24 protein-coding genes and 1 pseudogene are annotated in these 23,149 nt (G+C 59.8%); 15 read left to right on the forward strand and 10 right to left on the reverse strand.

What is annotated here, in order from left to right; translation table 11 throughout:
• Window positions 1-3 precede the first annotated feature (3 nt).
• From KI242_RS14835 to KI242_RS14855, 5 genes are all read left to right on the forward strand, one after another.
• Window positions 4-1,152 (forward strand): ABC transporter permease, encoded by a 1,149-nt coding sequence (locus KI242_RS14835; protein WP_174394777.1) that lies wholly within the window; start codon window positions 4-6, stop codon window positions 1,150-1,152.
• 4 nt (window positions 1,153-1,156) lie between these two features.
• Window positions 1,157-2,275 (forward strand): ABC transporter permease, encoded by a 1,119-nt coding sequence (locus tag KI242_RS14840; RefSeq protein ID WP_015635464.1) that lies wholly within the window; start codon window positions 1,157-1,159, stop codon window positions 2,273-2,275.
• 11 nt (window positions 2,276-2,286) lie between these two features.
• Window positions 2,287-3,783, forward strand: coding sequence for an efflux transporter outer membrane subunit (locus KI242_RS14845; RefSeq protein WP_123430858.1), 1,497 nt, complete (start codon window positions 2,287-2,289; stop codon window positions 3,781-3,783).
• Between the two features lie 71 nt (window positions 3,784-3,854).
• Window positions 3,855-4,454, forward strand: coding sequence for a LysE family transporter (locus KI242_RS14850; RefSeq protein WP_169891728.1), 600 nt, complete (start codon window positions 3,855-3,857; stop codon window positions 4,452-4,454).
• 284 nt (window positions 4,455-4,738) lie between these two features.
• On the forward strand, window positions 4,739-5,128 hold the full coding sequence (locus KI242_RS14855) for a hypothetical protein (protein WP_227454069.1): 390 nt from the start codon (window positions 4,739-4,741) through the stop codon (window positions 5,126-5,128).
• A gap of 205 nt (window positions 5,129-5,333) precedes the next feature.
• Here the strand turns inward: KI242_RS14855 and KI242_RS14860 are convergent, their stop codons facing one another.
• From KI242_RS14860 to KI242_RS14875, 4 genes are all read right to left on the reverse strand, one after another.
• On the reverse strand, window positions 5,334-6,332 hold the full coding sequence (locus KI242_RS14860; RefSeq protein WP_212806318.1) for an NADP-dependent oxidoreductase: 999 nt from the start codon (window positions 6,330-6,332) through the stop codon (window positions 5,334-5,336).
• A 68-nt stretch (window positions 6,333-6,400) separates the two neighbouring features.
• Window positions 6,401-7,270, reverse strand: a complete 870-nt coding sequence (locus KI242_RS14865) for an alpha/beta hydrolase (RefSeq protein WP_212806319.1) — start codon at window positions 7,268-7,270, stop codon at window positions 6,401-6,403.
• Between the two features lie 75 nt (window positions 7,271-7,345).
• Window positions 7,346-8,134 (reverse strand): SDR family oxidoreductase, encoded by a 789-nt coding sequence (locus KI242_RS14870; protein ID WP_212806320.1) that lies wholly within the window; start codon window positions 8,132-8,134, stop codon window positions 7,346-7,348.
• 54 nt (window positions 8,135-8,188) lie between these two features.
• Window positions 8,189-9,289, reverse strand: coding sequence for an alkene reductase (locus tag KI242_RS14875; protein ID WP_212806321.1), 1,101 nt, complete (start codon window positions 9,287-9,289; stop codon window positions 8,189-8,191).
• Between the two features lie 149 nt (window positions 9,290-9,438).
• Here KI242_RS14875 and KI242_RS14880 point away from each other — a divergent pair, with 149 nt between their 5' ends.
• The gene (locus KI242_RS14880) at window positions 9,439-10,026 is read left to right on the forward strand and encodes a TetR family transcriptional regulator (RefSeq protein WP_212806322.1); all 588 of its coding nucleotides are present in this window, start codon (window positions 9,439-9,441) and stop codon (window positions 10,024-10,026) included.
• Window positions 10,027-10,328: 302 nt separating this feature from the next.
• On the opposite strand, the gene KI242_RS14885 is transcribed toward KI242_RS14880, so the two are convergent.
• Window positions 10,329-11,111: a hypothetical protein gene (locus tag KI242_RS14885; protein WP_053151358.1), complete on the reverse strand. Its 783-nt coding sequence runs from the start codon at window positions 11,109-11,111 to the stop codon at window positions 10,329-10,331.
• Window positions 11,112-11,234: 123 nt separating this feature from the next.
• The gene (locus KI242_RS14890) at window positions 11,235-12,026 is read right to left on the reverse strand and encodes a LuxR C-terminal-related transcriptional regulator (protein ID WP_011061102.1); all 792 of its coding nucleotides are present in this window, start codon (window positions 12,024-12,026) and stop codon (window positions 11,235-11,237) included.
• Window positions 12,027-12,165: 139 nt separating this feature from the next.
• On the opposite strand from KI242_RS14890, the gene KI242_RS14895 reads away from it, so the two are divergent.
• Together KI242_RS14895 and KI242_RS14900 are read left to right on the forward strand one after the other, a co-directional pair.
• Window positions 12,166-13,269: an extracellular solute-binding protein gene (locus KI242_RS14895; RefSeq protein WP_015635473.1), complete on the forward strand. Its 1,104-nt coding sequence runs from the start codon at window positions 12,166-12,168 to the stop codon at window positions 13,267-13,269.
• A gap of 164 nt (window positions 13,270-13,433) precedes the next feature.
• The gene (locus tag KI242_RS14900) at window positions 13,434-14,618 is read left to right on the forward strand and encodes a contractile injection system protein, VgrG/Pvc8 family (RefSeq protein WP_212806381.1); all 1,185 of its coding nucleotides are present in this window, start codon (window positions 13,434-13,436) and stop codon (window positions 14,616-14,618) included.
• 123 nt (window positions 14,619-14,741) lie between these two features.
• Here the strand turns inward: KI242_RS14900 and KI242_RS14905 are convergent, their stop codons facing one another.
• Together KI242_RS14905 and KI242_RS14910 are read right to left on the reverse strand one after the other, a co-directional pair.
• Window positions 14,742-15,173, reverse strand: coding sequence for a hypothetical protein (locus tag KI242_RS14905; RefSeq protein ID WP_015635475.1), 432 nt, complete (start codon window positions 15,171-15,173; stop codon window positions 14,742-14,744).
• Window positions 15,170-15,640, reverse strand: coding sequence for a hypothetical protein (locus KI242_RS14910; RefSeq protein WP_103291159.1), 471 nt, complete (start codon window positions 15,638-15,640; stop codon window positions 15,170-15,172). Before KI242_RS14910 ends, KI242_RS14905 begins: the two co-directional genes overlap by 4 nt.
• Here KI242_RS14910 and KI242_RS14915 point away from each other — a divergent pair.
• From KI242_RS14915 to KI242_RS14925, 3 genes are all read left to right on the forward strand, one after another.
• Window positions 15,639-15,917 carry a hypothetical protein gene (locus KI242_RS14915; RefSeq protein ID WP_011061106.1) on the forward strand — a complete coding sequence of 93 codons (279 nt, stop codon included), beginning with the start codon at window positions 15,639-15,641 and terminating at the stop codon, window positions 15,915-15,917. The two genes, KI242_RS14910 and KI242_RS14915, sit on opposite strands and share 2 nt — an antisense overlap.
• A 63-nt stretch (window positions 15,918-15,980) precedes the next feature.
• Window positions 15,981-16,577, forward strand: a complete 597-nt coding sequence (locus tag KI242_RS14920; RefSeq protein ID WP_053151366.1) for a hypothetical protein — start codon at window positions 15,981-15,983, stop codon at window positions 16,575-16,577.
• Window positions 16,578-16,916: 339 nt separating this feature from the next.
• Window positions 16,917-17,456: an AAA family ATPase gene (locus KI242_RS14925; RefSeq protein WP_077934046.1), complete on the forward strand. Its 540-nt coding sequence runs from the start codon at window positions 16,917-16,919 to the stop codon at window positions 17,454-17,456.
• A 123-nt stretch (window positions 17,457-17,579) separates the two neighbouring features.
• Here the strand turns inward: KI242_RS14925 and KI242_RS14930 are convergent.
• Window positions 17,580-18,472 (reverse strand): annotated as a pseudogene (locus KI242_RS14930) (LysR family transcriptional regulator).
• 99 nt (window positions 18,473-18,571) lie between these two features.
• Between KI242_RS14930 and KI242_RS14935 the strand changes: the two are divergent.
• Entirely contained in the window at window positions 18,572-18,889 is a 318-nt protein-coding gene (locus KI242_RS14935; RefSeq protein ID WP_212806323.1) for a hypothetical protein, read from the forward strand.
• A 14-nt stretch (window positions 18,890-18,903) separates the two neighbouring features.
• Window positions 18,904-20,115, forward strand: a complete 1,212-nt coding sequence (locus KI242_RS14940) for an MFS transporter (RefSeq protein ID WP_212806324.1) — start codon at window positions 18,904-18,906, stop codon at window positions 20,113-20,115.
• 176 nt (window positions 20,116-20,291) lie between these two features.
• Here KI242_RS14940 and KI242_RS14945 read toward each other — a convergent pair whose 3' ends face one another.
• Window positions 20,292-20,534, reverse strand: coding sequence for a hypothetical protein (locus KI242_RS14945; protein ID WP_041752750.1), 243 nt, complete (start codon window positions 20,532-20,534; stop codon window positions 20,292-20,294).
• Between the two features lie 286 nt (window positions 20,535-20,820).
• Here KI242_RS14945 and KI242_RS14950 point away from each other — a divergent pair, with 286 nt between their 5' ends.
• Window positions 20,821-21,423, forward strand: a complete 603-nt coding sequence (locus KI242_RS14950) for a transposase (RefSeq protein WP_019093945.1) — start codon at window positions 20,821-20,823, stop codon at window positions 21,421-21,423.
• The gene (locus KI242_RS14955; protein ID WP_244868204.1) at window positions 21,420-23,132 is read left to right on the forward strand and encodes a ShlB/FhaC/HecB family hemolysin secretion/activation protein; all 1,713 of its coding nucleotides are present in this window, start codon (window positions 21,420-21,422) and stop codon (window positions 23,130-23,132) included. Before KI242_RS14950 ends, KI242_RS14955 begins: the two co-directional genes overlap by 4 nt.
• Window positions 23,133-23,149: the final 17 nt, after the last annotated feature.

Here is a 23,149-nt window from a genome sequence, read left to right on the forward strand (position 1 = left end):
GGAATGACCATGACTGACTCCAATCGATCCGCCTCAGGGTTCAGGCGCAGGCTCATTGCGCTCACCCGAAAGGAGTTGCGCCAATTGATGCGTGACAAGAGCAACCTGGCGATAGGCATTGTCCTGCCCATCGTACTGATCCTGATATTTGGCTACGGCCTGTCCCTGGACATTCGCAACACGCCGCTGGCCGTGGTCCTGGAAGACAGCTCCCCCAGCGCCCGCAGCGTGGTGGCGAAGCTTGCGAGTTCGGACTACTTCTCGGTGGTCCAGGTGACCAGCATGGCCGAGGCCCAAGCGCTGATGGACAAGCGTCGGGTCGACGGCATCGTGCGCGTGCCGGCGGATTTTTCCAGGCGCCTCGAACAGCAGGATGCGCGCTTGCAATTGCTCCTGCATGGCGCCGATGCCAACAGCGCGGCGACCCTTGGACGCTATGTCAGGGGCGCGCTGAATGTCTGGCAACAGCAGCAGTTCGACCGCTCCCGGCAGCCCCAGTCGGCCGGTCGGGTGCTGGTCGTCGAACGCATGTGGTTCAACTCTGCCAACAGCAGTACCTGGTACCTGGTGCCCGGGCTCATCGCCCTGATCATGACCCTGGTGGGTGCCTTCCTGACCTCTCTGGTACTGGCCCGGGAGTGGGAGCGGGGCACGCTCGAATCACTGTTCGTCACCCCGGTCAGGTCGATCGAAATACTCCTGGCCAAGATCATTCCCTATTTCCTGGTGGGCCTGCTGGGCCTGGTGATGTGCCTGGTTTCGGCGCGGTTGCTGTTCGAGGTACCGATCCAGGGTTCGCTGGTGCTCCTGCTGTTGAGCTCCATGCTCTACCTGCTGGTCACCCTGGGCATTGGCCTGCTGATTTCGGCGAAGACACGCAACCAGTTCCTGGCCAGCCAGATCGCGATCATCTTCAGCTTCCTGCCGGCGCTGATGCTCTCGGGGTTCCTCTTCGATCTGCGCAATGTGCCGACGTTCATCCGCGTGGTGGGCTCGATCCTGCCGGCGACTTACTTCATGGAACTGGTCAAGACCCTGTTCCTGGCTGGCAACAACTGGCCATTGATCGCCAAGAACCTCGCAATCCTCGCGGCCTACGCCGTGTTCCTGTTGAACGCTGCACGCCTGTGCACCCGCAAGAAGCTGGATTGAAGCCATGGACAAGCTGATGAATTTCCTACGCGAGTTGCTGTTCCTGTTTCAGAAGGAGTTCCTGGCCATCGTCAAGGACCCGGCCAACCGGGTGATCCTGATTGCCCCTGCGATCGTCCAGTCATTGCTGTTCGGCTACGGCGCCACCTACGACCTGAACTACGTGCCTTATGCCGTGCTGGATCAGAGCCAGGGGCGCGCTTCGACAGAGCTTTTGGCACGCTTCGATGCCTCCGGGGTATTTGCCCGAGTGTCGACCCTGACCAGCGTCGATGAGATCGCCCCGGTAATCGACCGGGGCAGTGCCTTGCTGGTGCTGCATATCGCCGCAGACTTCGACGAGCGCCTGAGCCGGCATGAAAACGCCGGCTTGCAGTTGATCCTGGATGGGCGCAACTCGACGACCGCGGGAATGGCGGCCGGGCATATCGCCAACCTGGTGGCTGACTTCAACCAGCAGTTCCTGGCGGTGGACAACGCGCCGGTACGCCTGGAGACCCGTGCCTGGTTCAACCCCAACCTGCAAACCCGCTGGAACATAGTGCCGGGCCTGATCGCCGCGCTGAGCATGATCCAGACCCTGATGCTGGCGGCGTTGTCGGTAGCCAGGGAGCGCGAGCAGGGCACCTTCGACCAACTGCTGGTGACTCCGCTGACGCCTTTCGTGATCCTGCTGGGCAAGGCCCTGCCGTCGGTACTGATCGGTCTTTTGCAGTCCAGCCTGATCCTCCTCATCGGCCTGTTCTGGTTCAAGATCCCCATGATCGGCTCCGTGCTGGACCTGTACCTGGGGCTGTTCGTCTTCACCAGCGCCTGCGTGGGCATCGGGCTGTCGATCTCGGCGCTGTCGGCCAACATGCAGCAGGCCATGGTGTACACCTTCGTGCTGATGATGCCGCTGATCCTGCTCTCCGGCCTGATCACCCCGGTGCACAGCATGCCCGAGGCCCTGCAACTGCTGACCTATCTCGATCCGCTGCGCTTTGCCATCGACCTGGTCAGGAGGATCTACCTGGAGGGGGCAACGCTGGCGGATGTGTCCTGGAACCTGGTGCCCATGTTTGCCGTTGCGCTGGTGACCCTGCCGCTGGCTGCGTGGCTGTTTCGCAATCGATTGGTGTGATAAGGAACGTCATGAAAACTACTCACTCTGGATACCTGCGTAATGGGCTGACGCTGGCCATGCTGCTGGCCATCACCGCCTGCACCGTCGGGCCCGATTTCAAGGCCCCGGCAGTTCCCAGCCCGGAACGCTGGACGGATTGGCACAGTGGTCCGCCAGCGTCTTCGGTGCCGGGCAAAGCCCCGGCGACCACCTCGCAAACCGCAGACGGCAACTGGTGGCAGGTGTTTGGCGACCCGGTGCTGGACCAGCTGCAGGCCCAGGTGCGCGAAGGCAGCCCGGACCTGCACACGGCCTTGCTGCGGTTTGCCCAGGTGCGGTTGCAACGCCAGATAGTCGCTTCCCTGGAAACGCCCGAAGTGTCCTTTTCCGCGGCGGCTTCGCGAAACCGGCAAAGCCGGTATGCGCCGAACAATCGAATGCTTGAAGCCTTGGGCAGCGACAGTGATGCCCTGGAAAAGGTGCTTACCGACCCTTATAGCCTGTACCAGGCCGGGTTCGACGTTTCATGGGAGCTGGATCTCTGGGGGCGGGTGTCACGCCTGGGTGAAGCCGCCCAGGCCGAGGTCGATGGTGCGGCCGCGACCCTGGACGACGTGTTGCTCAGTGTCTCCAGCGAGCTGGCGCGAAACTACTTCGAAGTGCGTACCGCACAGCGCCAGACCCGTCTTCTGGAGCAGGAGGCACAGATCCTGGCCGCGCACCTGCAAGTGGTTGCCGTCCAGGCCCGGGAGGGCGAGGAAGATGGGTTCGCGGTGGAACGCCAAGAGGCACGGCTGGCCTCGCTGCATGCACAGATACCGGGTTGGAAGGCGCTGCACACCCAGGCGGGCAACCGTATTGCGCTGTTGCTGGGGGAGCATCCCGGAGCCCTGGAAACCTTGCTCGCGGAGCGGCCTGATAATGCCTTGAGCCGCCCGCTGCCCAACCTGCAGTTGGGCCTGCCTGGCGACCTGGCCCGGGAGCGTCCGGACATCCGCGCGGCCCAGGCCCGCTTGCACCGGGCGACGGCGGGCATCGGAGTGGCCGAGGCCGAACTGTACCCGAGCGTGATGCTGGGGGCCGACTTCGGCTTCGAATCCTACAAGAGCGGCCAGTTTGCCGACTGGAGCAGCCGCACCTGGTCGGTAGGGCCGCGCCTGGACCTGCCGCTGTTCGACCGTGGGCGGCGCAGCAAGACCGTGGTCCTGCGCACACTCGAACAGCAAGAGGCGGCCGTGGCATTTCACCAGACCGTACTGGCAGCCTGGCAGGAAGTGGACGATGCGATGAGCCGCTACCACAACGAATACCAGCGTGCCGCGCACCTCAAGGACAGCTATGACAGCAAGGCCCGCACCTATGAGTGGACCCGCGTCCGGTACGCGGCCGGGGAGGCCAGCTACCTGGAGGAACTGGAAGCGCAGCGCACCGTGCTGGAGGCGCAGCGCGACCTGGTCAATAGCGACAGTCAACTGCGTACTCACCTGATCAGCATTTACAAATCCATGGGTGGGCATTCCACCTGAGCCCCTGAAACGCTGCCTCTGGCAGCACTCCCCCCAGACCCACTTTCCTAACGGAATAGGAAGCCATGCAAATGGATGACCTCTACAAGATCGCGCTTTTTTCGTCCCTGATACTGGTAGTGCCGGGGCCCTCAAACACCTTGCTGCTGGCCTCGGGCTTCAAGTTCGGCGTGTTGCGCTCGCTGCCACTGGTGTTGATCGAAATGCTCGGCTACACCGTTTCGATCTGCACCTGGGGCTGGGGGCTTGTGCTGCTGTCCCACGACTACCCGTGGCTGATCCACCTGATCAAGCTGCTGTGCGCCTTGTACATAGCGGCGCTGGCCTTGAAGACCTGGAAGACCTCCACCACCGGAGCCCAGCACACCGAGCGCTTTGAGAGCTGGCCACGGCACCTGTTGATTGCGACCTTGCTCAACCCCAAGGGGCTGATCTTCGCCAGTGTGATCTTCCCGGCCAGCTCATTCGCCAGCCTGGGGGATTTCCTGCCGTCATTGAGCGCTTTCTTCCTGGCACTGGCGCCAATAGCCTTGCTCTGGGTCTCGCTGGGGGCGGGCATTCGAGCCCAATACCTGGGGCGGGTTTCTGGACCGCTGTTTTCCCGGGGCACCGCCGTCGTTCTGGCGCTGTTTTCCGCCACCCTCACTTACACCGTGGTTCGTGCGGTGTAGGTGTCTTTGCCGCGGCTTTCAGCACCCAGGTGAGGCTGGGGCAATGGCGCTGCTGAGAGAGGCCCTTGTACCCCCGTGTTCCAGCACCGCTCTGTTGTCGCCAACACCCGGGGGGCTCATTCCATGTAGCGCAGGAAAAAATGGGTGCGACCGCGAACAGCCTCGACAACCGTTGAAACCACGGCTTGCCGGTCCTCCTCGGTGGCCTTGATCCGATGAACAGGGCGTTTGGCGGATGTTAATCTGCGCCTCCCGGACAAACGGTGGGCCAGTGGATGCAGAGGATGTTGAGTGAAGCCGAGCTTCACAAGGTGCTGGAAGCGATTCAAAGCGACTCCTGCCATGACCTGAATCGTCTGTATGACGGGATGCAGATAGACCGGTGTGCTCTTTTCAATCAAGTCGCCAAGGCGGTGGCCCGGCTCTTTATCGAGGGGCAGCGCGACTTTCATTACGGTGATGCGGTCATGAATACCTTGTTCAGTGACATTGTTGATGTGTCCTTGAACGCTGACATGCCCGAGCCGGCCTATTCCATCTACCTCGCGTTTGATGCGGGAGAGTATCGTCACCCGGGGGATGGGCAGGATGAGTTGCCTTGGGAAAAGTGGACGCGGCCGGCGCTTGAACGGATTCTGCGCGAAGCCGATGAGGGGGCGTCGGCCGAGGTTTAGCCGGCCTGGGTCGCGGCCAGAACCGCCGGCGAACTCACGCGGTTTCGCTACGGCTCCAGCATCAAGCGGCGCCAAAGGATCTGTGGCAGCGCGACAGCATCGGCTGGCGCTTGCGGCTCCGGCCTCTCCGGCGCCTGGGCTGACGTTGCCTCGCGGGGCCCAGGCGCTCTTGTCGACTCGGTCGGGTCATCGGTCGGCGATGGGGTCATTTGATCCTGACCACCACCTTGCCCTTGGTTCGTCCCTGCTCGACGTACTGCAAGGCCTCTGCCGTCGATTCGAAACTGAAGCTGCGGTCAACCACAGGCTTGATGATTCCGGCCTCGATCAGCGCGGTGATCTGTTGCAGCTGGGCGCCATCGGCCCGCATGAACACAAAGGCGTAGCGGACGTCCCGCTGGCGCGCCTTGCGCCGGATACCGAAGCTCAAGAGGCGCATGACCTGCTGCAACGGCCAGGCCAGCCCTTGCTCCTGGGCGAATTGCACCGTGGGTGGCCCGGAGATGGAAATCAGCTGTCCGCCGGGCTTGAGGACCTTGAGGGACTTTTCCAGTACGTCGCTGCCCAGGCTGTTCAACACCAGGTCGTAGCCATGCAAGAGGCTTTCGAAGTTCTGCTGCTTGTAGTCGATCACCTGATCGGCGCCCAGGGCTTTGACCCATTCGACATTCGCCGTGCTGGTGGTGGTCGCGACGAAAGCGCCGAGGTGTTTGGCCAGCTGGATGGCAAGGGTGCCGACACCGCCTGCGCCTGCGTGGATCAGCACTTTCTGGCCCTTTTTCAGTTGGGCGGTTTCCACCAGCACTTGCCAGGCGGTGAGTGCGACCAAGGGGATCGACGCGGCCTCGGTCATGCTGGTGTTGGCAGGTTTCAGGGCGATTGCGTTTTCGTTCACGGCGATCCACTGGGCGAACGTCCCGATCCTTGTTTCAGGCGGGCGCGCGTAGACTTCGTCTCCCGGCTTGAAGCGTTGCACTTGGGGGCCAACCTCAACCACGACGCCCGCCAGGTCGTTGCCCAGTATCAGCGGCAATGCATAGGGCAGGATCAGCTTGAATTCGCCGTTGCGGATCTTCGAGTCCAGCACGTTGACGCTGCTGGCGTGGACCTCGATCAACACGTCGTGGGCACCCAGCGTGGGCGTGGGCGCTTCGCCCATGCGCCCACTGTTCTTGCCATAGCGATCAATTAGAAAGGCTTTCATCGTGGTGCGGCTCTTGTCGGTTGGAATAGGTGTGGGCGGTGCTTGGGTGGGGTTGCTGTCATGGGGGCTCAGTCGTCAAGGAACGCCCGGACCTTGGCCAAGAAGTCCGCGTGGTACTGGAAAATGCCGCCGTGCCCGGCGTCCTCATACATCACTAGCTGTGCGTTGGGGACACGCTTGGCCAGGGCATGAGAGTTGATGCTGGGCACCATGATGTCGTTGTCGCCATTGACGATCAGCGTCGGCGCCCGCAAGCGCCCGAGATCCTGCGGCGCCTGTCTGCCCCACGCGGTGATGGCTTGCAGCTGGCGCAGGAAGGCGCCGGGCGTTGGGCCCTTGTCGCGATGCTTGCTGCGGGCTTTCAGGCGTTGCAGATATTCCGAGGCGGCTCGACGACCATTGGGCGTCGAGGTAAAGAACAGGTAGTACTTGGGATCGCGCAAGGTCAGCAAGCCTTTGAGCATCAAGGGCCAGGTCACCGAGCCGACCTTGTCGATACCGATGCCGCCGGCCGGTCCGGTGCCGGTGAGAATCAAGCGGTGCACCAATTGGGGGGCTTGCAGGGCGATGTCCTGAGCGACGAAGCCGCCGAGTGAAAAGCCCAGCACATCGACGCTCTTGAACCCCAGGGCCTGTATCAGCCCAATGGCGTCTTCTGCCATTTCGCCGACCGTCAGCGGGGCGGTTCCACCCGAGCCGCCGATGCCGCGATAGTCGGTGGTGATGACTCGCCGGGTCTGTGCCAGCCCATCGATGATTGCCGGGTCGAAGTTGTCCAGCACCGCGCCCCAGTGGTTAAACAGCACCAGGGGCACGCCGCCCGCGGGACCGGTATCGCGATAGGCGAAGGGAATGCCCCTGACCATGATCGACTGGTTCGCCGCGTTGATGAACGACGTCTGCAAAGCCGGGGGGAAGGTTGTCTGCGTTGGATTCATTGCTACTCCGAACAGCGGACCGGATTCGTCGCAGTGCCTGCCGCGAATCCGCCGCGAATGCTCGCTACCTGAAGATCACTCTTGGGTCTGGTAACGCTGGGCAACCTCGGATTGACGGATGTGCCCCAGCAGGCCCTGACGTGCGCTCTGCAGGTCATCCCAGGGTTCAGCCTGTTGCAGTGGCGGGATGGTCACCGGTTCGCGCCGATCGAAACCGACCAGTGCGGCATCCACCAGATCGCCCACTTCCATGATTTCGTCCAGGGTATTGATGTCGACGCCGGAGCGGTCCCAGATTTCCGTGCGGGTGGCGGCCGGCAGCACGGCCTGCACGTACACGCCCCGGGGCGACAGTTCCAGGCTCAGGCCCTGGGACAGGAACAGCACGAAAGCCTTGGTTGCACCATAGACCGTCATGCCGAACTCCGGCGCCAGGCCCACCACCGAACCGATGTTGATGATCGCGCCGTCACCGGCTTTGGCCAGGCGCGGGGCAATGGCACTGGCCAGCCGCACCAGTGCCGTGGTGTTGAGGGCAACCAGTTGCGCAACGCTGTCGGTGCTTTGCTCGATGAAGTTGCCGGACAGCGCGGCGCCGGCGTTATTGATGAGGATGCCGATACGGGCGTCGTCGCGCAGGCGGCTTTCAACGGTTGTCAGATCGCTGAGTTGGGTCAAGTCCGCCGTCATGACATCGACGGCGACCCCGTGTTCGCTGTGCAAGCGGGCGGCAAGTGCGTCCAGGCGTGCCCGGTCGCGGGCGACCAGGACCAGATCGTGGCCACGTTGCGCGAAGCGCTCGGCGTAGATGGCGCCGATGCCAGTGGAGGCGCCAGTGATGAGAACGGTAGAGCGAGTGTTCATGGAATCATCTCTCTTTCAGAATGGGTGAAAACGGACAGCTCGGTTTCTGCTTGCTCAGCTTGCGCTGGCGCTCGAATCAACCAGCGTCGGGTAGTCGATGTAGCCTGCCGCGCCGCCGCCGTAGAGGGTGGCGGGATTGAATGCGGACAAGGCGGCGCCGGTCTTGAGACGCTCCACCAGATCCGGGTTGCCGATGAACGGGCGACCGAACGCGATCAGGTCGGCCTGGTCTTCGGCAAGCCGCGAGGTCGCCAGCTCCAGGTCATAGCCGTTGTTGGCGATGTAGGTGTTTTTGAAGCGCTGGCGCAGGGCGGCGAAATCCAATGGCGCCACGTCACGCGGGCCACCGGTCGCGCCTTCGACCATGTGCAGGTAAACGACGTCGAGGGCGTCGAGTTGATCGACGACGTAATTGAATTGCGCCTGCGGATTGCTGCTGGAGACACCGTTGGCCGGCGACACCGGCGACAAGCGCACCCCGGTGCGATCCGCGCCGATTTCATTGACCACGGCAGCGGTGACTTCGAGCAACAGACGCGCACGATTTTCAATCGAGCCGCCGTAAGCATCGGTGCGTACGTTGGCGCTGTCCTTGAGGAACTGATCCAGCAAATAGCCGTTCGCGCCGTGAATTTCCACGCCATCGAACCCGGCAGCGATAGCGTTTGCCGCGGCCTGGCGGAAATCGGCGACGATCCCCGGCAGTTCGTTGATGTCCAGTGCGCGGGGCTCGCAGGCGTCTTCAAAGCGGTTATTGACGAACACCTGGGTGGCCGCACGCAGCGCGGAAGGGGCCACGGGGGCGGCGCCGTTTTCTTGCAGATCAACGTGGGACACGCGGCCGACATGCCACAGTTGCACAAAGATCTTTGCGCCCTGGGCGTGGACCGCGTCGGTCACCGTGCGCCAGCCATCAATCTGCGCCTGGGTGTAGATCCCGGGGGTGTCCTGATAGCCCTGGCCCTGCTGGGAAATCTGCGTGGCTTCGCTGATCAGCAAGCCTGCGCTAGCGCGTTGGCTGTAATAGGTGGCGGCGAATTCGCTGGGAACAAAGCCTGCGCCCGCGCGGTTGCGGGTCAGTGGCGCGAGGACGATGCGGTTCGCCAGCGCGAGGGCGCCAAGGGTGTAAGGGGTGAACAGATTCTGATCGGTCATCTGGTGTCTCTTCCGTGCCCGTGGGTGGAGGTCGGTGGTGCGTGCAATTAGGATGATGATCGAAATCTAAACTGTCAACGGTTTTGATTATGGTCGACATCTATGTATGATTGGGCCGATGATTTCCCAATGAACAGGAGGTATTGCACGTGAGAGTGAGCAAGGCCCAGGCGCAGGCCAATCGAGAGCACATCGTTGAAACGGCCTCAGAGTTGTTCCGTGAGCGCGGCTTCGACGGTGTGGGTGTGTCGGATCTCATGGCGGCGGCCGGTTTCACCCACGGCGGCTTTTACAAGCATTTCGGCTCGAAGGCCGACCTCATGGCCGAGGCCTCAGCCTGCAGCCTTGCCAAGTCGCTGGCAGGCGTGCAGGCGCTGGATGTGCCTGGCTTCATCGACGTCTATGTGACCAGAGAACATCGCGACGGACGTGGCAGCGGTTGCATCATGGCCGCGTTGTGTGGCGATGCGGCGCGCCAATCGGATGATGTGAAAGCGACGTTTGCCGAAGGGGTCGAGCACACCCTGCAAACCCTGGGGGACAAATACCCGACCCGGCCGGATGCCGCTCCGGAGGAGGGCAGACGGAAAATGATCGACCTGCTGTCCCGTGCGGTGGGTGCGATTATGTTGTCGCGTGCCTGCCCGGATGATTCCGCGCTGGCGGATGAGATTCTTGAGGTGTGCCGCGCTGAGATGTTTGCTTCGTTGCCGGTTGATAAAGGCAAGCCGGCATAAAGGGGGGCATGCCAGGGTTGTGCGCTTGCGGTCGTTGAGCGCACGTCGGCGTCAATTATGATTTGAAACGTGTCTCGGATCTGCCTGGGCGCACACCAGTGTCAAATTCTTCCTTCACCTTGACTGACGATTCGGCATTTCCAAGATCAGCCTCAATGGGGCCAATGCAACCCCAACAGTCACCGCCACAATCGACCGAAAGCGGATCGTCTTTGAGGCCCAGTTTTCGACCACATATACCGCACATGTCTGACATGCCTAGATCCTTGCTCAGCCAACCTCAATCGTCTTTTCTCCGAGCGTCATTCCACGTAGCGCAGCCACAAATGGGTGCGACCGCGAACAGCCTCGACAACCGTTGAAACCACGGCTTGTCGGTCCTCCTCGGGGGTGTTGTAGAGCGCACAAAAATCGCTCGCCACCGCGCTGGCGACGCAAAGGTCGGCAGGCTCTGCACGCAGGAAGCCGAGGTAGGACGCGCCCACCCCGATCAACTCATAGCCATGGGCCTGGGCGAAGTGGCGGGCCACCGCAAAGTTTTGCGCGGGGCCCAGGTCGCAACTGAAGTAGCCGTTGGGAAAAGCGGCGAGCGCCTGATAGGACTGCTCGACGGGCACCAGGAGTGCCGAGAGGGGCTGGTCGAGCAGTGATACAGGGTTTTGCTGATAGTCCACCCATTCGCGCAGGGCTGGCGCATCAAGGGTCAGGCCGTGGGCGCAAGCGTCTTCGAACGAGCTGCCTGCCACCAGGTCAGTGAAGTTGCGCAAGCAGATCGCGAACTCGGCCTTGGTGGTGGGGTAGCCCAGGTATTCACCCTGTTCGAAGCACTCTGCAGGTAGCAGGGCGATCTCCTGCTCCGAGGCATCGTCCAGCCCCAGGTTGTTGCGGGCATGCCCGGAGGTGTAGCGGGCCTGGGGCAGATCATCCAGCGAGAGAAGGGGCTGGAAACCCGGGTGGTCGCCCGCGATCTTGCGGTAGGCGTCGATCAGCTCATCCAGGCTGGAAATGGCGCTCAGGCTGTATTCATCGCAGGTGCCAGCGGCGGGGTTGCCAGGCATTGCGTTACCGCGAAATTGGATATCCATCGAATGGCTACCGGCTCCATGTGGGTGTTCAGGCGAATGAGCAACGCTTGGTCGAACGTACGTGAGCCTGCTGGTGCTCTCGCTGTTCGTGCCAGGCCTGTGAGTTCATTCCAGGCCCGGGGCCTAGCTTAAAGAGAGCACATCCTGCCTGGGCATGAAGAAGCGTGCAAAGAGTTCGGACTGTGACTTGATGTTCAACTTGGCGTAGATGTTGCGGCGGTGCACTTTGATCGTCTCTGTGGAGAGGGAGAGCTTTCCTGCGATTTCCTTGTTGGAAAAGCCACTGAGCAGCAGCCTGAGCACATCACTTTCCCGCGTGGTTATCTGGGTACCAAACTGGGTGATCGTCTCCGGCCATTGCGGCGGTTCGCTGAGGCTTTTTTCCACATCGACTTCGAAGCACATGCGTTGATGCATGAGTGCCGTGACCCACGGCTTGATGATGTCCAGCATGGTGATGTGTTCCTGGCTGAAATGGGCGTTGCTGCCAATGGAAATGCACAGTGTTCTGTCAGCATCGAGCTGGATGTTGTATTGCACTTCATCTACGCAAATATATTGTGCAAAGTACTTGTGGTAGTACTCGGTTTCAACAAAGTACTCCGGCGCTATATCCAGTAGATGAAAGAAGCCGCTCTGCGGGTTTTCTCGATTGGCGATATAGAAGGGGTCCAGCAAATACAGGCCTTTTACATAGAGGTGAATGAACGCATCCACTTCTTCTGCATCTGCCACCTCGGGCAGGCTGACAACTTGCACTTGTTGATTGCTGAAGATCAAAACCACCCAGTTATCAATCTGCACATATTCATTGAGTGTGCGGATAAGTGAGCTCCAGAACTCTGGGCGATTCAACTGCAGAATCAGTTTTCCAATCGAACGGTGCCAGGCCAGGCTATGAAGATCGAGTGGCATTTTCTACCCCTTTAGGGTTAGGGAATGGTCGGCCGGAGCTAAGTAATCGTAGGTATTTACTATTGGCTGATGCCCGGTATATTCGCTGGCACAGGTTTACGACCGCCATGAGGGCACGTCGTCTGGACAAGGATGTTGCATGAGAAAGTCACGTTTGCGAACCATTTTTTCGGCTGCGTTTCTCTATGCCGGAATAAGCACAACGGCGGGTGCCGCAGAGCCTGCCATGTACCTCTACAACTGGTTCGGGCTGCTCGCACCAGAGACTCCAAAGGAGTTCGAACAGGCCACCGGCACCCGTATCCACATGGATGCCTTCGACAGCGCCGATATCATGCAGAGCAAGGTCATGGCCGGGCGCACGGGGTATGACGTGGTGGTGGCGACCTCCAATGTACTGCCCAGCCTGATCCAGGCCGGAGTCCTGCAGCCACTTGATTCAGGTCAACTAAGTAACCTGTCCCATGTCGATCCCGCCATCCTGGCGCAACTGGCGGTCAATGACCCGGGCAATCGCTACGCCGTGCCCTACTTGTGGGGTACCACCGGCATTGGTTATGACGTCGATAAAGTCAAGGCAGCCCTGGGCGACAATGCCCCGGTCAACAGTTGGGACCTGATCTTCAAGGAAGAGAACATCAGCAAGCTGCAGTCTTGTGGTGTGGCCATGCTCGACTCTCCCAGCGAGATCATCTCGATTGCCTTGAATTACCTCGGGCTGCCCAGCAATAGCAAGAACCCGGATGATTACCAGAAAGCTCAAGCGCTGCTGTTGAAGATTCGCCCCTATATCCTTTATTTCGACTCCTCCAGAATCGACACCGACTTGGCGGGCGGCAACATCTGTGTCGTTGTGGGCTGGGCCAATGGCGCCCTGGCTGCGCAGGCTGCCAATGAAAGCGCCAATACCGGGCGCAGGATCAACTACAGCCTTCCTCGTGAAGGTGCGCTGGTCTGGTCGGAAAACCTGGTGCTGTTGAAAGATGCTCCTCACCCCAAGGAAGGGCTGGCCTTCATCAACTATATGTTGCGCCCGGAAGTGATTGCCAAGACCTCGAATCACACGCTTTATCCTAATGGCAATAAAGATGCCACCGAGTTCGTTGAGCAGAAGTTGCGCGATAACCCCTGGATTTATCCAGACAAGCAGACCATCGCCACATTGGTTCCGCTTGAGCCGCTGCCTTTGAAACTGGAAAGAATCCGTACTCGGGTCTGGACCAAGGTGAAGAGCAGTATCTGATCTGAGTTGACTCTTCGCTTGCTGCTTCATGCACATCTTCATTGTGTGTGAGCGCATTGTTCAAACACTCGGAGACATGTACGCGTCTTGTGCAAGATGAACTTTTGCGCAAGGCGCTGCACGACCGTGCCCATTCAACAGGTTATGCAATAAGAGAACAGTGGATGTTAAGCCCAGCCAATGCACCCCGGTTCAGCCTGACAATCGACGGTTTTGCGCACGACTTCAAGGTGCGCGCGTTCACCGGAGAAGAGGCGATCAGCAAGCCCTATTTCTTCAATGTGGAGTGTGTGAGCGAGCGACCGGATCTGGACCTGCAATGCCTCTTCGATGTGTCGGCTTTTCTGGCATTCGACACTTGGGGCAATGGCATTCATGGGCGCATCTATCACATTGCGCGAGGCCCGGACGCTCAAGGCTTGACGCACTACAACCTGGCCCTGGTGCCGCACCTGTCCTACTTGCGTCACCGTATCAACAAGAGGATCTATCAGCAGTTCTCGGTGCCCGCTATCGTCGCCCTGGTCCTGGAGGAGCATGGGATTCTGGGGGATGCCTACCGCTTTGAGCTCGGGGCGAGTTACCCCGAGCGTGACTGCTGCACCCAGTACGATGAAACCGATCTGCATTTTATTCAGCGTCTGTGCGAGGAAGAGGGAATTCACTTCCACTTCCAGCACAGCGCTCAAGGCCACGTGCTGGTCTTTGGCGATCAGCAGGCAGTATTCCCCGCGATCGGGCCGACCACGGCTTTTGCCCCCGGGCACGATGGGCTCACCACCCTGTTACCGATCGGTCACGGCACGCCGACAAGCCTGCGTGCCAGGGAGTCGCGCCAGGTTGAAGGGCAAGGTACGCAGAGCGGGCTGCTCAGTGGTCATGTCCTGGAAACCTCGGGCCAGGGCAGCGACCTCTGGCTACTGACTCAGGTCATTCATGAGGGCAAGCAACCACAGGTTGCGGGTGAGAGCGTCGCCAATGTCAACACTGACAACCAGGTTCAACTGCGCCAGGGTTATCGCAACCGTTTCACCGCGCTTGCGTTGGACCTTTGCTATCGCCCGCCTTTGGCTCATGAGAAGCCTCTGGCGCCAGGCAACCAGACGGCGCTGGTCATCGCCCTGGAAGACCAGGCGAACTCGCGTGGTCAGCGCTTCGAAAGGGTCAAGGTCAAGTTTCCCTGGGACCGCGAAGGTCGGTTCGACGACAAGAGCAGTTGTTGGCTGGCCGGTACTGCCAATTGGCGCTGTGAAGTGACGCCGCTGCGACCCGGTGTGGAGGTCAAAGTCGCATTTCTTGAAAACGACCCCGATCAACCGCTGATCAGCGGTTGCCTGTGTTGCGGCTGATACGCCATTGCCCTGAACGCGCATCAAGCCGCCAGGGAGAAGGCCCGGACCACACTCGATAGTGAATCGTCGGTTGCCATCAGTGGCCTGATCCCAGGCCTCGGTCCTGACGCCAGGGCTTTCTCATGAGTGTCTGGCCGCGTAGGTCTGGCCCGTCAGCAGGATGACACCTTCTTTTGAGCAGACGCGGGTGATGCTGTTGATCACGACTTTAAGGCCGCTTGAATGCGGGAACAGCGAAAACAGCAACTCGAAATACAGGTAGTCCTGGACCAGGCGCGCGGCCTGATCGGGATGGTCCTTCAACAGCGTCCTGAAGCTTGGGTAGCCCAGCTCTGCAAGTTCCGGGATGTCGACAAAACCCTGGTCGATATCGTCGGTTTTGCATTCGGCGGCAAAGGTGTCCGCGCAGTCAAGAAAGCGTTGCGGCAGATCGCCGTGGTGGATGCGCAGTTCATAGGGCGTTACCGGGATCGTCAGTGCCTCGCCGAAGCCCAGGCTGCGATAGCCGACGGTTCGTGGGTCGATGATTTGGCCGGCTGAGGTGAACTTCATGATGGGCTTCCGGGGTGCTCGGGGGGTGAAGGACTGTCGCTATCTTCGAGCGTGCGCGCTTGGGATCTAACGGTTGCGACGTAATAAAGGATATAGCCCGAATACACCAGCGAGCCTGCTGCCACTTCTTGGTCAAAGCACTGCTTTAGTTCATCCTCATCCGTAAAGCCGTATTCCACGAGTCTATTCTCGGCAAAGCCGGCCAGCCTCGATAGGGTTATTCCGTCGATTTCGCCCTGCTCGCCAAAGTCAAAGCTCACCGTTGCCGTTGGCAGGTGAACGGCGCAGCCATAGCCGTGCTTGAAGTAGCGAATACCGCCAGCCAGTTCTCCTTGATCCGGGATATCGGTTCCCACCCAATCGGCGTTGCTGGCAGGGAGGGGAATGGCGGATTGTTGCATCAGTTCGACAGCCATGCGGATGCTGGCTTGGTAGTCGGAAACAAGATGGGCGAGGTGCGGGTTCATGGGCATTGGCATCGTGGGCAAGGGGGCAGAAGATTTCAGAGATTGCGGCGCGATACAAGCGGCGAGTGTGCTGGATGCGCGCCAGTACGTTGATATCGGTATATTCGCCCGGACAAATTTCGGAGCCGAAAACATGGGGTTTTCCACCACTGTCTGGGAATGGTACGGGCAGGATGAGTACAAGCGGGTGCTGGCGGTGGGCGAGGCGCAGTTGCGCCCCTTTCTGGAGGAACTGATGGTGGATTGTGGACGTGCGGTGCGTGGCGTGAAGTCTTGACCCAAGTATTGGCCAGAGGCTGTTAACGAATGCGGCAACCTGTGATGGAGTGGAGAGAAACGGATGTTTGACGAGCTGATATTTACCGGTGAAACGCCTGCAAAAGAGGATGCCTATGTCGGTGGTGGGGCCTGCCTGCCCACAGAGCTGGCTTGGCCCTGTTCGCCTGATGGAGTACCGCTGACACACCTGATGGCCTTTCCTGGACATTGGTTTTCAGAGGCCCTGATCGACAGGAGTTATTGGGTTTCGGTTTTTGTGCCGTACTTGCCGGGCGAAGTCGGCCACTATCGAAAGTTGCGTGCCATCCAGGGACGCTCGCAAGCGGTTGTCATGGGCTATGTTCGAGCCGGTTCCGAGCGGAATGAGGCGGCTCAGCCGATTTCAGATCGCGGGGCGGTACGGCTGGGGGTGAACTGCGACGTGGACGATGACGAGAACCTGGCCTCGAAGCTGGATGGCGTGGACGCTTGGCTGCAGGCGCCTGTTTCAGCGGAGGCAGGGCGCAGAAGGGTATCCATTTATGGGGGTGATCTGGATAGAGCGCTGCCTGAGCACAAAGGCGTGCTCTCGGATGGCATGGGGTATCTGTTTCTGGATGAGGATTTTTCAGAGCGGATAGGCGCGGGGATTGGTCGGTTCTTTTTGCAGTTGGGGTAGGGGAGGTGGCGCTATCGAAAGCAACGGCCAGGCCAGCGATCTTCGCTGAAAGGGCGTTTGACTGCGTGAACGGGCGCTGCTCGAACAATGCCAGTTGAGATGCTTCTAGATCGACGGAGAGGGCCAATGCTCTATCCCTTGGTCGGGGCCTGACCTAAGTATCTGTGGCCCTTGGCGGCTAACCGTTTGGACTCACCTGTGTCGATGCTTTGTCGTTTGGGCTGACCGCTTTCGGTCAGAAGTTGCCTGTCGTGATGAGCGCCTGTTGTTGACCGAGGTAAGCATTGACGTAAAATCGCCGCCCCAAAAAATCAGCTTGCATAGCGAGAAGGAGCTTCGATGCAACGGGTGATGATTGTTGGTCAACCTGGATCAGGCAAAAGCACTTTGGCGCGTGAGCTTGGTCAGCGCACGGGCTTGCCGGTCGTTCATATCGACACTATCCACTGGCAGCCAGGGTGGATCGAACGAAGCCCGGACGAGAAGACGCGGCTTTGTCTCGATGTAGAGGCTCGAGATCGCTGGATATTCGAAGGTGGCCATTCAGCCACTTGGGACAACCGGGTGGCCCGTGCCGATCTTTTGATATGGATTGATCGTTCGGCGACGCTTCGATTCTTGCGCGTACTGCGCAGAACGCTGCTCCAACGCGGTCAGTCTCGGCCCGACTTGCCGGAGAACTGCCCCGAACTGCTGGCGAACCTGCCGGAGTTTTTTAGATTCATGTGGCGGACGAAAAAATCAGCGCGAGAAAAAATGCAGCAACTTGTGGCAACAGCGCCATCAGCTTGCCGCGTGGTTTGTCTGCGGTCTAATCGGGATATCGGCATTTTTCTCGCGAGTATGGGAAGTGCGACTGTCCAAGCTCTGCAGGATTGATCGACGGTTGACTGACTGCGGAAACTGCCGCTTACGAGCGGCAGCTCCTGGCCGATTGTTGCCTGTCACGATCGGCCGCAATCGATCCATAGCAGACGTTGTCGCGCGTCGAATGCAGAGGGCTCAGTTTCTATATTTCAGCGCCTCCACCAATGCAGAAAAGGCGGGAGACGCTTGTCGCCTGTTCGGGTAATACAAATGGTAACCCTGAAACTCAGGGCACCAGTCGGCCAAGACTTCTTTGAGCCGGCCGTCAGCCAGATAGGGTGCTACCAATTCCTCTGGTACGTAGGCCAAGCCAACGCCATCAACCGCGGCATTGAGTACGTGCATGATGCTGTTGAAAACAAGTTGTCCATCTGCCTTGACGGTAAAAGCCTGGCCATTACTTTCAAATTCCCATGCGTAGATCGCCCCTGATGGTCTGTGTCGGATATTCACGCAGTCATGCCCGGTCAGCTCATGGGGGTTGTTGGTGCCGGGTTGCGTTCGAAATATTCTGGAGAGCCCACCACAGCCAACCGCCAATCTGGGCCTATGCGAACGGCGATCATGTCTTTGCTGATCGATTCGCCCATGCGAATGCCAGCATCGAATCGCTCCTCGACCACGTTGGTGAATCCATAGTCGACGTAGAACTCCAGTGTGATATCCGGGTAGCTCTTCAGGAAGCTTGCAAGCATCGGCCGAATGCACAACTCAATCTGATCATCAGTACAGGAAATACGAATCGTGCCACTGGGCTTGTCCCGCAGCTCGCCCAGCGCTTCAAGCTCGGCGGTGATCTGATCAAAAAGCGGAGCGATCGAGCGCATCAATCTTTCTCCCGCCTCTGTGGGCGACACATTGCGTGTCGTGCGGGCCAGCAGTCGTATCCCCAGTCTTTGTTCAAGTGCCCGGATCGTATGACTCAGCGCAGAGGGAGTAATGCCCAGTTTAGCGGCGGCTTTCGTAAAGCTTTGATCTCGCGCCACCGCAAGAAAAGCTTGGAGATCGTTGACTTTAGTACTGGCCATTGCTGAGTTTTTCTCAAAACCACATGAAGATTACGCCTACTAATCAAGATATTTCTAATCCGTCAAGCTCTGTCACATATCTGGAACGGAGTACTGATGATGAGCGAGACACCTGTAACCCTCCTCGAAGCTGCAGAAGCCTTGAACTCTCCAGGGCTTGATCGGCGCGCATTCGTAAAGGCCAGCGGCGTCAGGATTGCGGCCCTGGGCGTCCTTTCAGTCGCAGGCAGTGCTGCCTTAGCAACTGACTCGAAAAGCGCTGTGAGCGTGTCGGAAGGCGCCAACAATTTTTACAAAAGTGACAAGGTCACTGTGCAAAAGGTGACCTTCAAGAGCTCATACAGTCTTCAAATTGTGGGCAATCTTGTAACGCCCAAAAATCTGGATAGAAACGCTAAAACGCCTGCAATTGTTTGATGAGAGGTTTTTGAATGACGGCTCAAGTATTCGACACCCCGGCAGGTGAGGCCCTCGGCACGCCGGAGACTGGTGAACTGCCGGCTTACTGGAGTGGCATCTTTGCGATGACACTGTGCGTATTCGCGTTGATCGCCTCGGAGTTCATGCCTGTCAGTTTGCTCACGCCGATTGCATCGGATCTGCAAATCAGTGAAGGACTGGCCGGGTATGGGATCGCCATCTCCGGCGCCTTCGCGGTGCTGACAAGCCTTGCGATTTCCAGGCTAGTGGGTTCAATGGACCGCAAGACGCTGTTGCTTGTACTGACCGGGATTATGTGTGTGTCGGGGCTGGTGGTCGGTCTGGCGCCGAACTATACGGTGTACATGATTGGTCGTGCGCTGATCGGCGTGGTGATCGGTGGATTCTGGTCGATGTCGGCGGCAATGGCCATGCGCCTGGTACCTGCCCATAGCGTGACCAAGGCTCTGGCAATCTTCAACGGCGGCAATGCTTTGGCAACCGTAGTGGCCGCTCCGCTGGGAAGCTATCTGGGGAGTGTCATCGGTTGGCGGGGTGCTTTTTTCTGCCTTATTCCGGTAGCGATTATCGCGTTGATCTGGCAGTGGATCAGCCTGCCAGCCATGGCGCCGGCGCCGCGCAAACCGGGCGCTGGCAATGTCTTCCGATTGTTTAAGAGCCCATTGGTCAGTTTCGGCATGTTGAGTGTGGGCATTTTCTTCATGGGGCAGTTTGTATTGTTCACCTATCTGCGCCCGTTCCTGGAAACCGTCACAGGTGCAGATGTATCCCTGTTGTCGATGGTCCTGCTGGTCATCGGCGTGGCGGGTTTTGTCGGGACCGTTCTGATCGGCACTTTCCTGAAAACCGGAATGTACCGCGTCCTGGTCTGCATTCCACTCTTGATGGCCGCGATTGCACTTTCTTTGATTGTCCTTGGCGGCAAAGTCGTGGCAGCTTTTGTACTGCTTGGGCTGTGGGGCCTGATCGCGACGGCGGCACCTGTGGGGTGGTGGTCGTGGTTGGCCAAGGCGCTGCCCAAGGATGCTGAAGCCGGTGGCGGCTTGATGGTGGCAGTCATTCAGCTATCCATTGCGCTGGGCTCTACCCTCGGTGGGCTGCTGTTCGACGGCAGCGGTTATCGCACGACATTTCTCGCAAGCTCTGTCTTGCTGGTACTCGCGGCAGTGATGGCCTTTTTCACATCGCGAAACCAGGTTTAATAGAAGGCAGACTGAGTAAGGCAGGCAACTGTCCACAATTTGTAAGATCGGATTTGATCCAACATCCGCTATTGGCCGTTTTCAACCACTTTTTAAAACTTCTTTCCCTCTAAAAAACAAATCACCGTCCCCATTTGAAGCGCTCCGCGCCGCCCAGCAGTACGGAGCGCAACGCATCAGGCTTGCAGCCGCCGGCCCATCACACCCAACAGGGCGCAACTGTCACGCAGCACGATTGCCGCTGCGTTGGAGATCTGTTGCAGATTGGCGTCGTCAGCATTCCCCGGCTCTGCGCGGGAGAGGCTTTCCAGCAGTTGAGTCATGGCCAGTAAAGGTGCCGCACCCTTGGCATGTAGCACGTCCAATGGTGCGGTCTTGCTTATGAAACAGAGCCCCCGTCCGGGCGGCGCATTTTCAATGCCTTCCCCAGCACAACAATTCCCTCTCGTAGGAGTCGGCTTGCCGGCGAAGAGGGCGGTCTGGTCGTGCGCGGAATAAAGACAGTTCAGCGTTGTCCGGTCGGCTGTCTTCGCCGGCAAGCCGGCTCCTACAACGTTCGCGCGTTCCTCTTGTGAATGAAGCTTTTATGACAAAAGTTCGGTAGCACATGGCCACGCACGTCTTGGGTATGTAACGCGCTTGAGGGGGCCGCCAGGCCACTTTTTTAAGCCGAGGCGGGACGCCGGGAGTGAGGCTATGGGGACTATGGAACGCTACTCGAAAGTGGGCATGCAGGAGCTGGATCAACGGCTGTCGAAGATTGTCGAGGCCGCGCGCAAGAAGCCGGTGTCGGTCTATCGCTACGGCGCGCCGTGGGTCTGGATCGTCTCCCAGGATGACTGGCAGGGCGCCTTGAAGGAGGTGGCCAGCTATATCCCGCCGGGGCATTCGCTGGTGCTGCTGCGCCCGCAGATCGATGAGTTGCTGGATCAGCACCGCGATCTGCTCCAGGGCCTCAATGCCGAGCCCGGCATGCTGATCGCGCCGCGTACGGTGATGCACATTCTGTTGCTGCAGTTGCTGTATTCGGTGCCCAGCGAGCAGCAGCTCTATGAACAGCTCAGTTACAACCTGTTGTTCCGTTGGTTCGTCGGTCTCGATCTGAACCAGAAGGTCTGGAGCTTCAGTGTCCTCAGTCGCGATATCGCCACGCTGTTGAACAACCCGCGGGCGGTGCAGTTGATCCAGAAAATCATCGGTGAAGTGTTTTGCGGCGCTCTGCTGCAAATGCCCGAGTTCTCGCTGAATTTTGCGCTGTTGCACACCTGGCTGGCGCGCCACGAAAACACCTCGATCAGCAGCAATTGAAGCGGCCAAACGCTGTGCAGACGGCGACGGCAATGCGCGTACGCGCGCCAATTTTCAGTTTTTTAGGGGGCGGTGTGGAGCATCTGGGCAAATCAGGGCGACCCGGCAGTGGCGGGCGCTGGTGGCCGTTGTGCGGCTGGTTGACGCTGGCGGCGCTGGTGCCGGCGGTGCAGGCCGAGGAGGGTGAACCGGTTCCGGTCGAGGCCACGGCTGCGGCGCGGTTGGTGGACGTCAATGAGTACTTCGTGCGCGGCAATACGGTGCTCGATGCCCGGGCCATCGAGGAGGCGGTGTATCCCTTCCTTGGCCCGCAGAAGGCCCTGGCCGATATCGAAGGCGCCCGGGATGCGCTGCAGAAGGTCTATCAGGAGCGCGGCTACCAGTCGGTGTTCGTCGAGCTGCCGGAGCAGAAGGTCGAGGACGGTATCGTTTATCTGCAGGTCAGTGAAACCAAGGTCGGTCGGGTGCGGGTGGTGGGGGCCAAGCATTATTCGCCGGTGGAGATCCGCGACCAGGTGCCGGCGCTGAAAGAAGGCGAGGTACCGGACTTTGCCACGGTGCAAAGCCAGCTGGCCGGGCTCAATCGCGGCGCCGGGCGCCAGGTCATGCCGCTGGTGCGTGAAGGCCAGCGCCCGGGGACCATGGACGTGGACCTGCAAGTGGAAGACCAGAACCCCTGGCACGCCAGCGTCGGCCTGAACAACGACTACAGCGCCGACACCGAGAAGCTGCGCACTGTGGTCAACGTCGGCTACGACAACCTCTGGCAGTTGGGCCACAGCATTTCCCTGACCTATTTCACCGCGCCCCAGGACACCGACAACGCCAAGGTCTGGTCTGGTTCCTACACCGCGCCGCTGAGCGATCGCTGGGCCCTGCAGTTCTCCGGCTACCAGTCCGACAGCAACATCGCCACCATCGGCGGCAGCAACGTGCTGGGCAAGGGCCATTCCTACGGGGTGTCGGCGATCTACACCTTGCCCGCGGCCGGCAACTGGGCCAACTCGCTGTCGGTGGGGGTGGACTTCAAGGACTTCGACGAAGAGATGCGCTTTGGCCGCAGCAGCGACCAGATTCCGCTGAAGTACGCCCCCATGACCTTTGGCTACAACGGCTATCGCTACAGCGAGAAAGCCCAGCTGGGCCTGGGCCTGAACCTGATCGTCGGCACCCGGCGCTTCTTCGGCTACGGCAGCGACGCCGAGGAGTTTCACTACAAGCGCGACGAAGCCAGCGCCAGTTTCTCGGTGCTCAAGGGCGATCTGAATTTCACCTACACCTTCGCCAACGACTGGCAGTCGGCGTCCAAGGCGGCGTTCCAGCTGGCCTCGGGGCCGCTGGTGTCCAACGAGCAGTATTCCGCCGGCGGCGCCACCTCGGTGCGCGGCTACCTGGCCGCCGAGCGCACCGGGGACGAGGGCTACCTGTTTTCCCAGGAGCTGCGCACGCCGTCTTTGGCCAAGTTCCTCGGCAGCTACGTGCAGGAGTGGCGTTTCTATGCCTTTGCTGAAGGCGCGCACCTGTCGCTGCACGACCCGCTGCCCGAGCAGGAGGACGAATACAGCCTGGCCAGCGTCGGCCTGGGCACCCGCGCCAGTTTGAGCAAGTGGCTGTCCGGCAGCCTCGACTGGGGCTACCCGCTCAAAGACGGCCCCAACACCCAGAAATACGACCCGCGCCTGCACTTCAGTGTGCAAGCGACGTTCTGACTTTACGGAGACCCTTC

The sequence above is a fragment of the Pseudomonas sp. Eqa60 genome, assembly GCF_018326405.1.
Lineage (GTDB): Bacteria > Pseudomonadota > Gammaproteobacteria > Pseudomonadales > Pseudomonadaceae > Aquipseudomonas > Aquipseudomonas protegens.